Raw genomic sequence first — 16,444 nt, forward strand, 5'->3', positions numbered from 1 at the left:
CCTCCCCCCTTAAGCTGAGCGTGTCCCTGCAAACGCTCCCGCAACCGCCGGAGCCCCCGCAGCAAAGCACTCGCGGAGAACAAAGCAATGAGTCATTTCCTGGATCGACTGAAGTTCATGTCGCGCGTCAAGTCCACCTATGCGGACGGCCACGGCGCGGTGGTGAACGAAGACCGCAAGTGGGAAGACGGCTACCGCAGCCGCTGGCAGCACGACAAGATCGTGCGCTCCACCCACGGCGTGAACTGCACCGGCTCCTGCTCGTGGAAGGTCTACGTGAAGAACGGCCTGATCACGTGGGAGACCCAGCAGACCGACTATCCGCGCACGCGCCCGGACCTGCCCAACCATGAACCGCGCGGCTGCCCGCGCGGCGCCTCGTACAGCTGGTACGTCTACTCCGCGCAGCGCGTCAAGTACCCGATGATCCGCGGCCGCCTGATGGAGATGTGGCGCGAGGCCCGCAAGACCATGGACCCCGTCGCCGCGTGGGAATCGGTCAGCCAGGACCCGGTCAAGGCCGCGCGCTACAAGAGCGTGCGCGGCCTGGGCGGCTTCGTGCGTGCGGACTGGAACACGGCGACCGAGATGATCGCGGCGGCCAATGCCTTCACCGTGAAGAAGTTCGGCCCGGACCGCGTGATCGGCTTCTCGCCGATCCCGGCCATGTCGATGGTGTCGTATGCCGCCGGTGCACGCTACCTGAGCCTGCTGGGCGGCGCCTGCCTGTCGTTCTACGACTGGTACTGCGACCTGCCGCCGGCCAGCCCGCAAGTGTGGGGCGAGCAGACCGACGTGCCCGAATCTGCCGACTGGTACAACTCCACCTACCTGATGGTGTGGGGCTCCAACGTGCCGCAGACGCGCACGCCCGACGCGCACTTCTACACCGAGGTCCGCTACAAGGGCACCAAGACCGTGGCGGTCTCGTCCGACTTCGGCGAGATGGTCAAGTTCGGCGACATCTGGCTGGCGCCGAAGCAAGGCACCGACGCCGCGCTGGCGATGGCCATGGGCCACGTGGTGCTGAAGGAATTCCACGCCAGCGGCAAGTCCGCCTACTTCCGCGACTACGTGAAGCAGTACACCGACATGCCGATGCTGGTGCTGCTGCGCAAGAACGACGACCACCAGGGCACGCTGGTGCCGGATCACTTCCTGCGCGCGTCGCACCTGGCCAATAACCTCGGCGAAGCCAACCATCCCGAATGGAAGACCCTGCAGATTGACGACGCCACCGGCGAGATCGTCGCGCCCAACGGCTCGATCGGCTTCCGCTGGGGCGAAGGCGCCCACAACGGCGGCGAAAAGGTCGGCCGCTGGAACCTGGAAATGAAGGACGGCGGCAGCGGCCGCACGGTCGACCCGCGCCTGTCGCTGGTCAGCTATGCCGATGAAGTCGTTGAAGTCGGCTTCCCCTACTTCGGCGGCGAGCACGATGAGCTGCTGCGCCGCCGCGTGCCGGCGCGCCGGCTGACGCTGGCCGACGGCAGCACCGCGCTGGTGGCCACCGTGTACGACCTGCAAATGGCCAACTATGGCGTGGATCAGGGCCTCGGCGGCCCGAACGTGGCCGCGTCGTATGAAGACGATGTGCCCTACACCCCCGCCTGGCAGGAAAAGCACACCTCCGTCCCGGCCCGTCTGGTGACGCAGGTAGCGCGCGAGTTCGCCGACAACGCCGACCGCACGCAGGGCAAGAGCATGGTGATCGTCGGTGCCGCACTCAACCACTGGTACCACAACGACATGATCTACCGCGGCATCATCAACCTGCTGATGATGTGCGGCTGTATCGGCAAGAGCGGCGGCGGCTGGGCCCACTATGTCGGCCAGGAAAAGCTGCGCCCGCAGTTCGGCTGGGCCCCGCTCGCCTTCGGCCTGGACTGGTCGCGCCCGCCGCGCCAGATGAACGGCACCTCGTTCTTCTACAACCACACCAGCCAGTGGCGCCACGAAAAGCTGGGCGTCGACGAGATCCTGTCGCCGACCGCCGACCGCAAGCGCTATGACGGCCTTTCGCTGCTGGACCTGAACGCGCGCTCCGAACGCATGGGCTGGCTGCCCTCGGCCCCGCAGCTGGGCGCCAATCCGCTCGACGTGGTCGATGCCGCCGAGCGCAACGGGCAGGACCCTGTGGCCTACACGGTCGAGCAACTCAAGTCCGGCAAGCTGCAGTTCGCCTGCGACGACCCCGACAACCCGGCCAACTTCCCACGCAATATGTTCGTGTGGCGCTCCAACATCCTGGGCAGCTCGGGCAAGGGGCATGAGTACTTCCTGAAGTACCTGCTGGGCACGCAGAACGCCGTGTTCGGCGACGAGAACGATGCGATCACGCCGAGCGAGGTCAACGTGCGCCCGGCCGCCGAAGGCAAGCTGGACCTGCTGACGGTGCTGGACTTCCGCATGAGCACCACCTGCCTGTACGGCGACATCGTGCTGCCGACGGCGACCTGGTACGAGAAGGACGACCTCAACACGTCCGACATGCACCCGTTCATCCACCCGCTGTCCGAAGCCGTGCAGCCGCTGTGGGAAAGCAAGACCGACTGGGAGATCTACAAGGCCATCGCGAAGAAGTTCAGCGAGATTGCCGGCCCGTATCTGGGCACGCGCAAGGACCTGGTGTGCACGCCGCTGCTGCACGACACCCCGGGCGAGCTGGGCCAGCCCTTCGAACCCAAGGACTGGAAGGCCGGCGAATGCGACCTGATCCCCGGCAAGACCGCGCCGTCGATGACCGTGGTGGAGCGCAACTACGCGGACCTCTACAAGAAGTTCACCTCAATCGGCCCGCTGCTGGACAAGCTCGGCAATGGCGGCAAGGGCATCAACTGGAATACCCAGCATGAAGTGAAGGAGATCGGCCAGCTCAGCCACACCGTGCAGGAGCCGGGCGTGAGCCAGGGCCGGCCGAAGCTGGAAACCGCGATCGATGCAGCCGAGATGATCCTGACCTTCGCGCCCGAGACCAACGGCCACGTCGCCGTCAAGGCCTGGGAGGCGCTGTCGAAGATCACCGGGCGCAACCACACCCACCTGGCCGAGGGCCGCGAGCACGACAAGATCCGCTTCCGCGACGTGCAGGCGCAGCCGCGCAAGATCATCTCCGCGCCGACGTGGTCGGGACTGGAATCGGAAGAGGTCAGCTACAACGCCGGCTACACCAACGTGCATGAGCTGATCCCCTGGCGCACGCTGACCGGGCGCCAGCAGTTCTGGCAGGACCACCGCTGGATGCTGGACTTCGGCGAAGGGGCGTGCGTGTACAAGCCGGCCATCGACACCAAGACGGTGGCGCCGATGCTGGGCAAGAAGCCCAACGGCAACCCGGAACTGGTGCTGAACTGGATCACGCCGCACCAGAAGTGGGGCATCCACTCCACCTACTCGGACAACCTGCGCATGCTGACGCTGTCGCGCGGCGGCCCGCACGTGTGGATCTCGGAAACCGAGGCCAAGGCCAACGGCATCCGCGACAACGACTGGGTCGAGGTCTTCAACGTCAATGGCACGCTGACGGCCCGCGTGGTGGTGTCGCAGCGCGTGCCCAAGGGCATGTGCCTGATGTACCACGCCCAGGAAAAGATCGTGAACGTGCCCGGCGCCGAGACCAGCGGCATGCGCGGCGGCATCCATAACTCGGTCACGCGCGCCGTGACCAAGCCCACCCACATGATCGGCGGCTACGCGCAGCTGGCCTACGGCTTCAACTACTACGGCACCGTGGGCAGCAACCGCGACGAGTTCGTGATCCTGCGCAAGATGAAGAAGGTCGACTGGCTGGAAGGGCCGCTCGTGGAAAAGACTGCGAAGTTGACTGTGAATGAAGGAGCCTCGCAATGAAGATCCGTGCCCAGGTGGCCATGGTGCTGAACCTCGACAAGTGCATCGGCTGCCATACCTGCTCCGTGACCTGCAAGAACGTCTGGACCAGCCGCGACGGCGTCGAGTACGCCTGGTTCAACAACGTCGAGACCAAGCCCGGCATCGGCTACCCCAAGGAATGGGAGAACCAGGACAAGTGGCAGGGTGGCTGGAAGCGCAACGCCGACGGCACGCTGGAGCCGCGCCAGGGCGGCAAGCTGAAGATCCTCGCGAACCTGTTCGCCAACCCCAACCTGCCGGCGATCGACGAGTACTACGAGCCCTTCACCTACGACTACGAGCACCTGCAGAAGGCGCCGCTGGTCCAGACCCCGCCCACCGCGCGCCCGGTGTCCGTGCTGACCGGCCGCAAGATGGAAAAGATCGAATGGGGCCCAAACTGGGAAGACGACCTCGGCGGCGAGTTCAGCTCGCGCGGCCGCGACAAGCTCTTCGACAACGTGCAGAAGGAGATGTACTCGACCTTCGAGAACACCTTCATGATGTATCTGCCGCGCCTGTGCGAGCACTGCCTGAACCCGGCCTGCGTGGCCTCGTGCCCGTCGGGCTCGATCTACAAGCGCGAGGACGACGGCATCGTGCTGGTCGACCAGGACAAGTGCCGCGGCTGGCGCATGTGCATCTCGGGCTGCCCGTACAAGAAGATCTACTTCAACTGGCAGAGCGGCAAGGCCGAGAAATGCCTGTTCTGCTATCCGCGCATCGAGGCCGGCCAGCCCACGGTCTGCTCCGAGACCTGTGTCGGCCGCATCCGCTACCTCGGCGTGATGCTGTACGACGCGGACCGCATCGAGCAGGCCGCGTCGGTGGCCGATGAGCGCGACCTGTACCAGTCGCAGCTCGACGTTTTCCTCGATCCGCACGATCCCGCGGTGCAAGCCGAGGCGCTGCGCCAGGGCATCCCGCAAAGCTGGCTGGATGCCGCGCGCAAGTCGCCGGTCTACAAGATGGCGTGCGAGTGGAAGGTTGCCTTCCCGCTGCACCCGGAGTACCGCACGCTGCCGATGGTGTGGTACATCCCGCCGCTGTCGCCGATCCAGTCGGCGGCCGAGGCCGGCCACATGGGCCTGAACGGCGTGATCCCGGACGTGAAGAGCCTGCGCATCCCGGTCAGGTACCTGGCCAACCTGCTGACCGCGGGCGACGTGATGCCGGTGCTGTCGGCGCTGGACCGCATGCTGGCGATGCGCGCCTACAAGCGCTCGCAGGTGGTGGACGGCGTGCAGGACCTGGGCGTGCTGGAGCAGGTTGGCCTGACGCCCGCGCAGGTCGAGGACATGTACCAGACCATGGCCATCGCCAACTACGAGGACCGCTTCGTGATCCCGTCCTCGCACAAGGAGATGGTCGAGGACAGCTTCAACGACAAGGCCAGTTGCGGCTTCACCTTCGGCAACGGCTGCTCGGGCGGCACCTCGGAGGGCGCGCTGTTCGGCAAGAAGCCGCAGGGCAGCGTCCACTTTGTCGACATGCCCAAGTCGCGCAAGAAAGCCGTGATGAGCTGAGCGCGTGCCCGCATCCACGAATCGCCCGGAGAAGACCATGCCCCTCTATCCCATCCTCAGCGCCCTGTTCGGCTATCCCGAGCAGGATCTGCTGGACGCCCTGCCCGAGATCGATGCCGCGCTGGCCGAATGGCCGCAGGTGCGCGACCTGCTGGCCCCCGTGACCGACCTGCTGCGCAGCGAGTCGCTGATCGCGCTGCAGGAGAACTACGTCGCCACCTTCGACCGCAACCCGGCGCACTCGCTGCACCTGTTCGAGCACGTGCACGGCGAAAGCCGCGACCGCGGCCAGGCCATGGTCGACCTGATCGACGAGTACCGGCGCGAAGGCTTTGAACCGGCGGCGTCCGAACTGCCCGACTACGTGCCGTTGTTCCTGGAGTTCCTCGGCGCGCTGGTGGCCGACGGCAAGGAAGCGCGCGCCGAACAGCTGCTGGGCGAAGCGATCCACGTGCTGGCCGCCATCGGCGAGCGCCTGGCGCGCAATCAAAGCCCGTACGCCGGCGTGTTCGCGGTGCTGCGCACGCTGACCGACGTGCAGCCACAACCGCAGCAGGAGCCGCCGGTGCGCGACATGGACGAGGCGCTGGAAACCTTCGGGCCGGGGGCCGATGGCGTGGAACCGCTGCTGGCCCCGCAGGCCGGGCCGCAGGCGGTGAAGTTCTATCCGCGCGATCCGCGGGCCAAGGCGCCAGTGCCGGCTGCCTGCTGACAGGGCATGGCAATGCAAACCGAACACCAGACAATGGGTTAACACACCATGGCAACGCTCCACCAATTCCTCTTCGGCATCTACCCGTATATCGCTGCCGCCATCTTCCTGTTCGGCAGCCTGGCGCGCTTCGAGCGCGAGCAGTACACCTGGAAGACCGACAGCTCGCAGGTGCTGTACCGAGGCAACCTGCGCACCGGCAACATCCTGTTCCACGTGGGCATCCTGGGCCTGTTCTTCGGGCACCTGGTGGGCCTGCTGACGCCGGTGGCGGTGTGGGATGCGCTAGGCGTCTCGCACGGCTTCAAGCAGGGCGTGGCGATGGCCGCCGGCGGCGTGATGGGCACCATGTGCCTGGCCGGGCTGCTGATCCTGCTGCACCGCCGCCTGACCAACGCCCGCGTGTCGGCCGTCACCCGCACCGGCGACAAGGTGCTGCTGCTGTGGCTGCTGGTGACGCTGCTGCTGGGCCTGTCCACCATCTTCGAATCCGCCAGCCACATGGACGGCCACATGATGGTGCAGCTGATGACCTGGGCGCAGCACATCGTCACGCTGCGCGGCGACGCCGCCAGCTATGTCGCGGATGCGCCGCTGCTGTTCAAGGCGCACCTGTTCATGGGCATCACGCTGTTCGCGATCTTCCCGTTCACGCGGCTGGTGCATGTGTGGAGCGGCTTTGCCTCGGTCGGCTACCTCGGCCGTGCCTGGCAACTGGTGCGTAGCCGCTGAGCGCCGCAACCCCACAAGGAGAACAGCATGCCTGTCACCGTCAACGGCGTGGAACTGCGCGACGCCGACATCGAACGCGAGCTGGACCACCATCACGATGCGGCCAACCCGGCGCGGCTGGCCACCATCGCGGCCATCCTGCGCCAACTGGTGCGCACTGAAGCCGACCGCATCGGCCTCGCCGCCGAAGGGCTGGACGACGACGCACTGGCGCTGGCCCTGCTGGAACGCGAGGCCGGCATCCCCGAGCCAGACGAAGCCAGCTGCCGCCGCCACTACGACAGCCGGCCCGAGCGCTTTCGCGACGGCGAATGGGTCGAGGCCGACCATATCCTGTTCCAGGTCACGCCGCGCGTGCCGCTGGACGCGCTGCGCGAGATCGCCGCGCAGACGCTGGCGCTGGTGCGCGGCGACCCCTCGACCTTTGCCGAGCATGCCCGGGCGCTGTCCAACTGCCCCAGCGGCGTCAACGGCGGCCGCCTGGGCCGCGTATTCCGCGGCGAGACCGCACCGGAGTTCGAGCGCGCGCTGTTCGGGGCGCTGCAGGACGGCGTACTGCCGCAACTGGTCGAAACCCGGTTCGGCCTGCATATCGTGCGCATCCTCGAGCGCTACCCCGGCACGCGCCTGCCCTTCGACGCGGTGCGCGGCGATATCGCCCGCGCCCTCGCAGCCGCCGCGCGCGACCGCGCCTGGAAGCAGTATGCAAGCCTGCTGATCGGCCGTGCCCGCATCGATGGCATCGAACTGGAAGGCGCGGACAGCCCGCTGGTGCAGTAGTGCCGGCGATTAGGCCGTACAGGAGCCCGACCTGCATCAGGGCACTCTGCCCTTGCAAGCGCCCGCCCGCTCAAAACTCGCGGACAGCACCCTGCGGCCGGGCTGTGCGCTCACGTCCCACACACAGAGTAAGCGTCATGCAAGAATTCGTCGTAGGCATCACCGGCACGTCCGGCAGCGGCAAGACCACGCTGATCACGGCCATGCTGCCGTGGTTCCGCGAGCGCGGCCTGCGCGTCAACGTCGTCAAGCACAGCCACCATCCGCTTGAGCTCGAACCTCCGGCCAAGGACAGCGCACGCTTTCGTGCCGCCGGCGCCAGCGAGGTCATGGTGGCCTCGCCCTACCGCTTTGCGATCGTGCATGAACTGCGCGGCGATGCCGAGCCCACCTTGGCCGAACAGCTCGCCCGGCTTGCGCCGGCCGAGCTGACATTGGTGGAAGGCTTCCGCAGCGACGCGATTCCGCGCATCGAGGTGTATCGCCCGGTGCACGGACGCGAGCCCTATTACCCTTGCGACCCGTCAATCGTCGCCTTGGCCACCGACCGAAACACCGACGCCGCGCTGCCCTGTCTGCCGCTCAATCATCCGCCGGAAGTCGCCCAGTTCATCTTGGCGCTGCGGGAGCGCCATACTGGGAAACGGATGCTGCATCCCGCAGCGCATCGCCACGGCTTCCGCGCACCCGACGCTTCATAAGCGCGGCTCCGCCTGTCGCGTCGACGCCCCAGGACCGCGCGCAGATGCCACAGCGGTGCGACTCGGGCCGCGCCACAAACGAGTTCTCGTCCGCCGATCAAGGCTCGCGCTGCGGCAGCCCGTTGCTCCCGGCGCATCTCCCGGCGCACCGATAGTTGAGTGGCAAGGCGATGCCACATGCTGGGCGCCAACTGAAGGTCGCCGGGGAGCATCTGCGCGAGCTCTCGCACCCGGCCCCAACAAAGCCTGCTCGCGGCGCAGATGGGTGAAACTGGAGAAACGACAAGGCAGGAGCACGTTGTCGACCGCACTCAGGTATGCCAACACCTTGAACTGCTGAAAGATGTACCTGAAAATGATCGCCTCGCCACCTCTCGCGCCGCGCGGCGCTCAGTTGGCGCAAATCTTGCTTATAAGGCCGTTTCTTGGCCATCCGCGCGACGCGTCGCGCGAGGTCCGTCTTTACGATTGACTTCCTGCTGGCCTGCCTGTTTTGCGCGTCGTCCAGCGAGCTGACGCGCTACTCCCATACCGACCAGGCTCAGCGATACCGGCGAACTGGAATGGACGGCTTCGCTCCGGCCCGCGCGGCGCAAGCGGCGCAGCGCCGTCTATGCCCTTCAGCAGGAGCGGCTGTAGAGTTCCTTGATGCCGGCGATGTCCACCAGCTTGACGTGGCGTTGCCGAATCTGGATTAGCCCCGCTTCGGCGAAGCGCGAGAACAGGCGGCTGACGGTTTCGAGCTTCAGGCCCAGGTAGCTGCCGATCTCTTCGCGGCTCATGCGCATTACGAATTCCGATGCCGAATAGCCACGCGCCGACAAGCGTTCCGACAGGTTGATCAAGAAGGCGGCAAGACGTTCTTCGGCCCGCATCGCGCCCAGCATGACGAGCATCAGCTGGTCTCGCGTGATTTCCTTGCCCATTAGGCGCAGGAACTGGTGCTGCAACGAGGGCAAGTCGGCCGACAGGGATTGCAGGTCGTTGAGGCGGACGACGCAGACTTCAGTATCCTCCAGCGCGGCGGCATCGGAGGCATGCTGCATTTCGCCCAGCCCGTCGAGGCCGACGATTTCGCCAGGCAGATAGAAACCGGTAATCTGCGAACGGCCGTCTTCGGTGGTGACGTGGGTCTTGAGCGTGCCGAAGCGGACCGCGTAGACGGCAGCGAGCGGATCGCCCATGCGATACAGGGTTTCACCCTTTTGAACGCGAATGCGTTCCTGCACTAGCGTGTCCATCCTGGCGAGGTCTTGCTGTGACATCCCCATCGGAAGGCACAGTTGCCCCATCGTGCACGTGGAGCAACGGGGCGACATCTCGGTAATGGGAACGGATGGAAGCAATTGGAACCTGCAGGATTGGTCCCGCGACACGATCATTTTACCGTGCGATGCGATGCGGCATTGAATCAGAATATGAAAATTTCAGTACTTTTTTGCATTTTTTGGCTGGCTTTGCTCAGTGGGATGCACTGCGCCGCCCAAGTGTGGCGGTATCGCGCTGGCAGTGAAGTGGTCATCAGGATGGTGCGCTGCTTGAGGCTGGCAACCGACGCGAAGAAGGCGGTGATCTCGTCCTGGCTCAGGATGACCGGCAGCCTCACCGGCTTCTTCGGGAGAGGGAAGTCCTCATCGCTCCAGTCGCGTCTGAGCATCACGCGATAGAGGAACCGCAGTGCGCCGATGGCAGGACAGAGGCTGCTGGGCGCAAGCTTGCGCTCCTCACGCAGATAGACGCGCCAGGCACGGATCTCTTCGGGGCCGAGTAGTTCAGGCGAGCGCCGGAAGTGCGGGGCGAAACTGAAAACTTGCAGCAGATAGGACTTCTGCGTGTTGTCGATCTGCATGTCGGCCAGCATGCGTTCGCGGAGCGGTGTCATGACGAACCTCCTGGGAACACGGAATGAAATGCCCGGTCGGGCACCTCCATGCTGCTCCCAGCCGCCGGCTCATCCCTTCCCTGGGCCCGGCACCAGACAACCGTTCTCACAGAACGCCAGGCACTGGCCTCCGCTTCCCTCCCACTACCGCGTCAGCGGTTTAGTACAAGGCGGTATCTTGGTCAGCCCCCTACTTCAATCCGAGCAGTTCATATACTTCCAACGGTTTCTGCCGGCCTTTCACCTGAATGACGGTCACCGGACGCACAATGACCTGATCCTGCACGCGGGCGTAGACGGCGGCACTGATCAGGATTTGATCGATCCCGGCATGTTCCTGGATGCGCTTGGCGATGTTCACATCGTCGCCGATCGCAGTGTATTCCATGCGCTGCTTGCCGCCGACCAGTCCCAGCACCGCCTCGCCGACGTGCAGGCCGATACCGACGGAGAGGTGAAACAGCGGGGAGATCTGTTGGTACAGGGCCTGGATGGCCTCCCGGATACCGAGCGCGGTGCGAAGTGCACGCATTACATGGTCGGGCTGGGGGATGGGGGCATTGAACCAAGCCATCACCGCATCGCCCAGGAACTTGTCGATCGTCCCTTCCTGCGCCAGCACGGCGTCCGTCATCACACCGAGATAGCGGTTGAGCAAGCCGAACAGATCGTCCGGATTCAGTTGCTCGCTGATGCCGGTGAAGCCGTGGATATCGGCGAACAGGGTGGTGATCTCGGTGCGCTTGCCCGCCGGCTGCAAATGCTCGGTATCAATCTGCGCCAGGATCGCCGGCGATACCATGTGTTTCAGCAATTGCTGCTGGGCTTCCATCAGCCGCTTTTCCGTCACGTCGTCCAGCACGATCGCGATGCCCTGGGGCTGCTGCAAGCCTTTGAGCGTGGAGAGGTTGAAGCGCAGATAGACAGTACCGCGCCCTGTGACAGTGGGAGCGAGCTCAAGGCCGATTACCGGCTTGTCCGTGCGAGCCGTGCTCAGCACGTGCGACAGCAGGGCCAACCCCAACGGAGGCTGGAGTTCGACGATGTTGCGCCCGACCAGTTCTTCGGCCTCCCGATACCCCAGGATGGGCAAGGCGGCCAGATTACACAGCATGATTTTCCCTTGGAGATCGGTGGTGATCACTCCGCTGACGATGGAGGCGAACACATTGTCGAGCAGATCCTTCAGCTCGGTGGTCTCGGTCAGCGCGTGGCGCAATTGAGCCTGGTGTTCCTGCAGCCGCTCGGCCATCCGGTCGAAGGAGCCGGCCAATTGGCTCAATTCCCCATGCCCCGGCAACAGCCCGGTGCGCGCTTGAAGATCGCCTTCCTCCAGCCGCTCGGTGGCCGCGAGCAGGGCGCGTGCCGGACGCAGGATAAAGACCGCGCCGAACCACCAGGCCGTGGCCAGCGCGAGCAAGGCGACTGCGCTGAAGAACAGCAGGCGGTAGGCGAAGGCGCGGTTCACCTGTGCGAACGCCACCGAGGTCGGGATGCCGACCGCAAGATACCCCTGAGTGGTGATGACCACCCCGCGTGCGCTGCGCAGCGGCGCGAACGCGAACAGGCTGGTCACGCCCTCCAGGTTGGGGAGCTCAACCGTGCCTTCCTCCTGGTGGGAGAGAATGGCTTCGACCAGCGGGTTACCCGCCGCGGCGACCCCCATCCAGCGTCGCCAATCTGGATGCTCGAAGAGCACGGTGCCGTGGCGGTCGAGCACGATGAGCACGGCATCGGGCGGCAGACGCGCCTCAACGGCCAACTGCTCGAGCCACCTCAGATCGAGTGCGGCGTATACCACCCCTTTGGGGGAGCCGGTCTCATCGAGGATCGGATAGCCGAAGTTCACACTAGCTTTGCCGGTGATGCGGCCGATCTGGTAATCTCCGATCGCCAGGCCTTTGTACTGCAGCGCACGCTGGAAATAGCCACGATCGGCGAGATTCACCGGTTCGGCCAGGCGCAGCCCGCTGCAGTACACATTGCCTTCCAGGTCCGCAGCGCCCAGATTGGCATAGAAGGGGTACTGCTTAAGGAAATTACCAAACAGAGTACTGCAGGCCGCCTCGGAGCGATCGTGCACCACCGGAATTTGGGCCAGCGCGATGAGCAATTGTCGTGACCCCTCGATGAACCGCTCGTGCTGGCTGATCGTCAGGTGGAGCAGGCGTACGGTATCTTCCTGGACGCGCTTCTCCGCAGCATGCCGCTCCTCAAGGTTCGTGGCAAGAATCAGCAGAAGCATTGGCAGAATGGCAAGCAGCACCAACAGCAGCACCCGCACCCGCAGGCTTCCGGTTTTACCGCTAACGGCAGCCGATGGGCGGAAGGGCCTTTTGAGGCGAGGGACAGACATGAGGTCATTCCCTCCGCGGTACTCGCCCGAGCGCGCTCAATGGTCCGCCCTGACCTTCCGGGGGCTGACCCCGTAGGATCGGCTGGGTGGCGCTGACATTCGGCATTCCTCGCTCCGCTCATAGGAAGGTGTCGGTAATGTCTATCGACGAGCGTTGACCCGGCGCGTCGAAGCTTGCCGTCAGCCAGGCATCGGCACGCTCGCGTCCCAGACGTGCCAACTGCTATCAACTCAGTCCGAGGACTGGGAGGTCGGACGCTTCGCGTCGTGTCGCCCCGCCTCAGCCTCTCCAGGGCTCACGCGGCCGCGATGTCGCGACGCATCAAGAGCACAGCGCGCTCAATTCATCATAACCGGAAGGCTTATGGATAGCGGATTGTATCTTGGCCGGCACGCCGAACACCGTTGGCTCAACACTTGCAGCTCCCAATGGATTCGTAAATCTTGCGCACCGAATTTTCAAGATATTATTCGAACTGCCCCCCGTTAAAGGCAACGCGGTGGGCGAATTGGTTGACTTGCCGGCGTCCTTAAGGCGTATGCTGCTCATTACTTCTCTACGTTGAGATGCCGCGAGGGATCGCACGCCGGAGGTGCATGCGTTGCCAAGGGAGATCGCACGCCTTCAAAGCCCTCTGCTCGGCAGCACTCACGGCGAGTGCGGGCTTTGTGGCGGCGCCCCAGTGGGTGGGGTGAACTAAGTGGGTGTTGTTCCTGCATGCCTCCAGCCACGCCCCACTGGCTGGCGGCATGCAGGAAGCAAAATTATGCAAACCGACGCCTGGCCTGGTCGATGTACGAATGAGGGGCGGCTCAGCGTATTTCATAGGGGCCCGCAGCGCGCGATACCGGCTGCGAGAAGGCGAATATAGAGCTGCAGCCCACGCTGTCAGTCTGAACACGCGAAAAACTGGCGCAACAGGGACGCGGCTTCAGCAGCGGTGAAGCCGCGCCCGAAGCGGAGCCACTCTGCTGCCGGTAGGCGGTGCCGCTGCTCACGACACGGGAAAAAATCGTAAGTTAAGCGTGCGCGGAGGCCGGCACGCAGCAGTAGAGCGTAGGAATGGACACGCCAGGTTCTTGGCCACGTCCTTGGGCGGGACGCCGCTGGCGAGCAGCGCCTTGGCCGACTCGATCTTGCTGTCCGTCATCTTGGGCTTGCGCCCGCCCTTGCGGCCGAGCCGGTTCTCGCTCATACCGGCCGCGCCTCCGCGAGCACCTTCATCCGGAACTTCGGCGGCAGGTCGGCAGGCGTCAGCAGATCGACGTGGACGCCAAGCAGCGTTTCCAGCTCGTCTTGCAAGCCGCCCAGGTCGAACAGCGTCGCGCCGGGCAGCGCGTCGACCAGCAGGTCGAGGTCGCTGCCGTCCCGGTCGGTGCCGTGGAGCACCGAGCCGAACACGCGCAGGTTCGCCGTGCGAAAGCGGCTCGCCGCCTCGCGGATGGCGCTGCGCTTGAGGTCAAGCACAACGGACGGTCGCATGGGCATCTTTCCTTTGAAATTCGGGGAAATGGTATGTAGTTGAGAATAGCATTTCAAGAACTATTTTTGAGAAGCTGGGGTATTCCGATCCAACCCAAATGCTGCACGTTCGGAAGGTACTCAGGGGCATCGCCGCGGTCCGTCCCGACGCGGCGTTACGAGCCCTAGACTAGTGCGCACGCTCGAGGACCCTACGTCAACGCGCTTTGCCGACCACGACACGCTGCGATGTGCGCGTGGCGAAATAGCCGATGAGGTCGAACCGGCCGCCCGGCGTGTGTTCGGCGCTCAGGGCAGCGCATGGCTCGCGCCCATTTGGCGAACCCTGGCGCGCGCGGCAGAACACCTGCCGTTGTGCCGGGACGAGGACGAGACCCATGCTGCGCCGCTGTGGCTCAAGGCCGGAGACTGGGTCGCGACCCAGGACGCTGTCGCGCGCATCGAATCGCGGCGCCGGATTCCTCCTGCGCTCAGCTGGATGGCCGAGGCACAATATCACCAGCAGGGACTGGAAGCCGTCTGGCCGCTGTTGTCCGAACTCGCATGGCTGTCGCCGCGCCGCCTTGATGCGCTGATCCGGCGCTTGGTGGATCCTTTGCTGAGGACGTTGCGCAAGACCTTCGACGCCCGTTTCGATGGCGACGGGACGATCGAGGATCTGATTTGGTTCCCGGCGGGGTGTTGATCGAAAAGCCGGGCCTAGCCAGCCTGCTGGGCAGGACGCAGCCGTCAACTCACCGCCCGCCAGAGCGGGTCATGCGCCTGGTGCTGGAACTGCTGAACCTGGAGCGAAAGGGCCGCCACCACGACCTGGTCGAACGGTGCAAGGCGCTCCAGAGTCTGCATCCGTCGCTCTTCGCCAAGTACATGAGCAGCCGGTGATCTGGACAAGGCGGCTTCAAAGCACCGCTTCGAGGCCCTTGCGCTCGATGAGGTTGAGCAGCTTCACAGAGGGGCCACTCGGCTTCTTGTCGCCAACCTCCCATTTGCGAACGGTTGACAGGCTGGTGTTCAACACCGAAGCGAGCACCGCTTGGCTCAAGTGCAGATGCTCACGCAACGCCCGGCGTTCGCGGGATCGGCGAACTGCCCAGGTCGGCAAGGTGTTGCTGGCCGGCGGCAAGCAGTACCGCCGTGTCATGCGCGCCGCGCTCGCTCGCCAGTACAACACCACCCTGCCTGCCGTACAGGAAACGACCGGCGGCATCGGCATGCAACGCTCGCAACTCGGCGCATTTCTCGACGGTCTCGCGCCGATGTTCAACGAACCGATGGGCCATCACCCCAATGGCACGCCGCTCTACCGGCGCTACGGCTGGATCGAAGCCGGTGCCGTGACCCACCTGATCTACCGGGCGGCCCCTTACCTGCCTACGCTCCAGGCCCGCGTGCTTGCTTTGTTCCAAGGCCCATCCGGACCGACCGCCGATGTTGAGGTCGAGGAACGCTTCCGCGGCGGTACCAGAATTGGCTCTCGCTGGGTCGGCGTGGCTGATCTCCACCCGCTGCAGGAGGCCGCATGAGCGAATTCGACAAGGCGTTGCACCAGGAAGCGAAGGCACTCAGCGTGAACCTCGATGGCACGCCCGAGGCGCTCCTGACCGTGGCGCACGCCGGCTACAAGGCTTGGGCCAAGGAAGGCAACCTGCATTTCCCAGACGAAACGCGCTACGCCCTGCTCCATGAGATCCTGCGTTACTGCGCCGACGAGTGTTTGCTTGAGTGCTATCCGTCGCAGGAGCGCCGCCTGCGCGAGATTGCCGAGATGCTAGATCAGCGCTATCCGCGCTATGCCTGTACGCGAGCGCGTCTGCGTGCGCGCCGCAATCGCTACGGCAGGATCTGCGACGATGCACGCCGTGCCCCCCCTGCGTCTGCCAGCAATGATGTCACGTCTCAAAGTTGATGGGAGACCGATCGCAAACAAATCAATGGGTTACAAGGCACCGCCTCAAGTTAACTGAGCCAAATTCTCACAGAAACTGGTTAAAAGACGCAGCTTGTCTCACAGTAAGTGGGTACACGGAGACGACGGAGTGGAAAGAACCGCGTCGCTCCACCTCCCTATCACATGGCCATGTGAAATCGCATACGCGCATGAGCGCGGAGAAAGTGTCCCGGCGAACGGTCGCCACGTGCTTATCCAGTGCGGCTGCGCGCGCGAGGGCGGCGCCAGAAGAAAATCGCTCGATACGCGAGACAGTCCTCCACGGTCAGCGATGACACCGCACGCCGACGCTCACACACGGCCCAGAGCAGCATGCGTCCCGCCTCCTTGCCCGGCTTCCCCTGTGGTCTTCAGTGCGCGATCTCACGAGTCCGCACAGGCAGATTCACCGACGACGCTCCAGTCGAAACGCTTGTAACCTCACCGACATAGTAGATGCAGACTCCAGCGCGGC

14 protein-coding genes and 2 pseudogenes are annotated in these 16,444 nt (G+C 64.7%); 10 read left to right on the forward strand and 6 right to left on the reverse strand.

The window, feature by feature from the left end; genetic code table 11:
* The first annotated feature begins 87 nt into the window (after window positions 1–87).
* The 6 genes from I6H87_RS33525 to mobB all read left to right on the forward strand — a co-directional run bounded on the left by I6H87_RS33525 (window position 88) and on the right by mobB (window position 8,321).
* Window positions 88–3,849 carry a nitrate reductase subunit alpha gene (locus tag I6H87_RS33525; RefSeq protein ID WP_011154182.1) on the forward strand — a complete coding sequence of 1,254 codons (3,762 nt, stop codon included), beginning with the start codon at window positions 88–90 and terminating at the stop codon, window positions 3,847–3,849.
* Window positions 3,846–5,396: a nitrate reductase subunit beta gene (gene narH, locus I6H87_RS33530; RefSeq protein WP_011154183.1), complete on the forward strand. Its 1,551-nt coding sequence runs from the start codon at window positions 3,846–3,848 to the stop codon at window positions 5,394–5,396. Before I6H87_RS33525 ends, narH begins: the two co-directional genes overlap by 4 nt.
* Window positions 5,397–5,433: 37 nt before the next feature.
* Window positions 5,434–6,108 carry a nitrate reductase molybdenum cofactor assembly chaperone gene (gene narJ / locus I6H87_RS33535; protein ID WP_011154184.1) on the forward strand — a complete coding sequence of 225 codons (675 nt, stop codon included), beginning with the start codon at window positions 5,434–5,436 and terminating at the stop codon, window positions 6,106–6,108.
* Window positions 6,109–6,156: 48 nt separating this feature from the next.
* Window positions 6,157–6,840 carry a respiratory nitrate reductase subunit gamma gene (narI, locus tag I6H87_RS33540; protein ID WP_011154185.1) on the forward strand — a complete coding sequence of 228 codons (684 nt, stop codon included), beginning with the start codon at window positions 6,157–6,159 and terminating at the stop codon, window positions 6,838–6,840.
* 27 nt (window positions 6,841–6,867) lie between these two features.
* Window positions 6,868–7,620: a peptidylprolyl isomerase gene (locus I6H87_RS33545; protein WP_011154186.1), complete on the forward strand. Its 753-nt coding sequence runs from the start codon at window positions 6,868–6,870 to the stop codon at window positions 7,618–7,620.
* Window positions 7,621–7,757: 137 nt separating this feature from the next.
* Entirely contained in the window at window positions 7,758–8,321 is a 564-nt protein-coding gene (mobB, locus tag I6H87_RS33550) for a molybdopterin-guanine dinucleotide biosynthesis protein B (RefSeq protein ID WP_011154187.1), read from the forward strand.
* 620 nt (window positions 8,322–8,941) lie between these two features.
* Here mobB and fnr read toward each other — a convergent pair.
* From fnr to I6H87_RS33575, 5 genes and pseudogenes are all read right to left on the reverse strand, one after another.
* On the reverse strand, window positions 8,942–9,667 hold the full coding sequence (gene fnr / locus I6H87_RS33555; protein ID WP_041688844.1) for a fumarate/nitrate reduction transcriptional regulator Fnr: 726 nt from the start codon (window positions 9,665–9,667) through the stop codon (window positions 8,942–8,944).
* 65 nt (window positions 9,668–9,732) lie between these two features.
* Window positions 9,733–10,203, reverse strand: coding sequence for a phage integrase N-terminal SAM-like domain-containing protein (locus I6H87_RS33560; RefSeq protein ID WP_011154189.1), 471 nt, complete (start codon window positions 10,201–10,203; stop codon window positions 9,733–9,735).
* A gap of 190 nt (window positions 10,204–10,393) precedes the next feature.
* Window positions 10,394–12,559, reverse strand: coding sequence for an adenylate/guanylate cyclase domain-containing protein (locus tag I6H87_RS33565; protein WP_082236124.1), 2,166 nt, complete (start codon window positions 12,557–12,559; stop codon window positions 10,394–10,396).
* A 1,020-nt stretch (window positions 12,560–13,579) separates the two neighbouring features.
* Window positions 13,580–13,743, reverse strand: a pseudogene (locus I6H87_RS33570) (helix-turn-helix domain-containing protein); the annotation flags it as partial.
* A gap of 8 nt (window positions 13,744–13,751) precedes the next feature.
* Window positions 13,752–14,042 carry a nucleotidyltransferase family protein gene (locus I6H87_RS33575; RefSeq protein WP_041688718.1) on the reverse strand — a complete coding sequence of 97 codons (291 nt, stop codon included), beginning with the start codon at window positions 14,040–14,042 and terminating at the stop codon, window positions 13,752–13,754.
* A gap of 172 nt (window positions 14,043–14,214) precedes the next feature.
* Between I6H87_RS33575 and I6H87_RS33580 the strand changes: the two genes are divergently transcribed.
* Both I6H87_RS33580 and I6H87_RS34770 read left to right on the forward strand, forming a co-directional pair.
* Window positions 14,215–14,727 carry a hypothetical protein gene (locus I6H87_RS33580; RefSeq protein ID WP_011154193.1) on the forward strand — a complete coding sequence of 171 codons (513 nt, stop codon included), beginning with the start codon at window positions 14,215–14,217 and terminating at the stop codon, window positions 14,725–14,727.
* 71 nt (window positions 14,728–14,798) lie between these two features.
* Complete coding sequence (locus tag I6H87_RS34770; protein ID WP_268911852.1) at window positions 14,799–14,924, forward strand: hypothetical protein; 126 nt, start codon at window positions 14,799–14,801, stop codon at window positions 14,922–14,924.
* A 16-nt stretch (window positions 14,925–14,940) separates the two neighbouring features.
* Here the strand turns inward: I6H87_RS34770 and I6H87_RS33585 are convergent.
* Window positions 14,941–15,108: pseudogene (locus tag I6H87_RS33585) on the reverse strand (helix-turn-helix domain-containing protein); the annotation flags it as partial.
* Between I6H87_RS33585 and I6H87_RS33590 the strand changes: the two are divergent.
* Together I6H87_RS33590 and I6H87_RS33595 are read left to right on the forward strand one after the other, a co-directional pair.
* Window positions 15,050–15,565, forward strand: a complete 516-nt coding sequence (locus tag I6H87_RS33590; RefSeq protein WP_231881549.1) for a hypothetical protein — start codon at window positions 15,050–15,052, stop codon at window positions 15,563–15,565. The pseudogene I6H87_RS33585 and the gene I6H87_RS33590 sit on opposite strands and share 59 nt — an antisense overlap.
* A complete protein-coding gene (locus I6H87_RS33595; RefSeq protein ID WP_011154197.1) occupies window positions 15,562–15,948 on the forward strand; it encodes a hypothetical protein in 387 nt (128 codons plus the stop codon). The genes I6H87_RS33590 and I6H87_RS33595 overlap by 4 nt, the downstream gene beginning before the upstream one ends.
* Window positions 15,949–16,444 lie beyond the last annotated feature (496 nt).

The organism is Cupriavidus necator, assembly GCF_016127575.1.
Classification (GTDB): Bacteria; Pseudomonadota; Gammaproteobacteria; order Burkholderiales; family Burkholderiaceae; genus Cupriavidus; species Cupriavidus necator_D.

What these genes read in the sequence shown, in the direction of transcription:
- I6H87_RS33525 (WP_011154182.1), top strand. Translation starts at nt 88, where the DNA reads ATGAGTCATTTCCTGGATCGACTGAAGTTCATGTCGCGCGTCAAGTCC.
- narH (WP_011154183.1), top strand. Translation starts at nt 3,846, where the DNA reads ATGAAGATCCGTGCCCAGGTGGCCATGGTGCTGAACCTCGACAAGTGC.
- narJ (WP_011154184.1), top strand. Translation starts at nt 5,434, where the DNA reads ATGCCCCTCTATCCCATCCTCAGCGCCCTGTTCGGCTATCCCGAGCAG.
- narI (WP_011154185.1), top strand. Translation starts at nt 6,157, where the DNA reads ATGGCAACGCTCCACCAATTCCTCTTCGGCATCTACCCGTATATCGCT.
- I6H87_RS33545 (WP_011154186.1), top strand. Translation starts at nt 6,868, where the DNA reads ATGCCTGTCACCGTCAACGGCGTGGAACTGCGCGACGCCGACATCGAA.
- mobB (WP_011154187.1), top strand. Translation starts at nt 7,758, where the DNA reads ATGCAAGAATTCGTCGTAGGCATCACCGGCACGTCCGGCAGCGGCAAG.
- I6H87_RS33560 (WP_011154189.1), bottom strand. Translation starts at nt 10,203, where the DNA reads ATGACACCGCTCCGCGAACGCATGCTGGCCGACATGCAGATCGACAAC.
- I6H87_RS33565 (WP_082236124.1), bottom strand. Translation starts at nt 12,559, where the DNA reads ATGTCTGTCCCTCGCCTCAAAAGGCCCTTCCGCCCATCGGCTGCCGTT.
- I6H87_RS33575 (WP_041688718.1), bottom strand. Translation starts at nt 14,042, where the DNA reads ATGCGACCGTCCGTTGTGCTTGACCTCAAGCGCAGCGCCATCCGCGAG.
- I6H87_RS34770 (WP_268911852.1), top strand. Translation starts at nt 14,799, where the DNA reads ATGCGCCTGGTGCTGGAACTGCTGAACCTGGAGCGAAAGGGCCGCCAC.
- I6H87_RS33595 (WP_011154197.1), top strand. Translation starts at nt 15,562, where the DNA reads ATGAGCGAATTCGACAAGGCGTTGCACCAGGAAGCGAAGGCACTCAGC.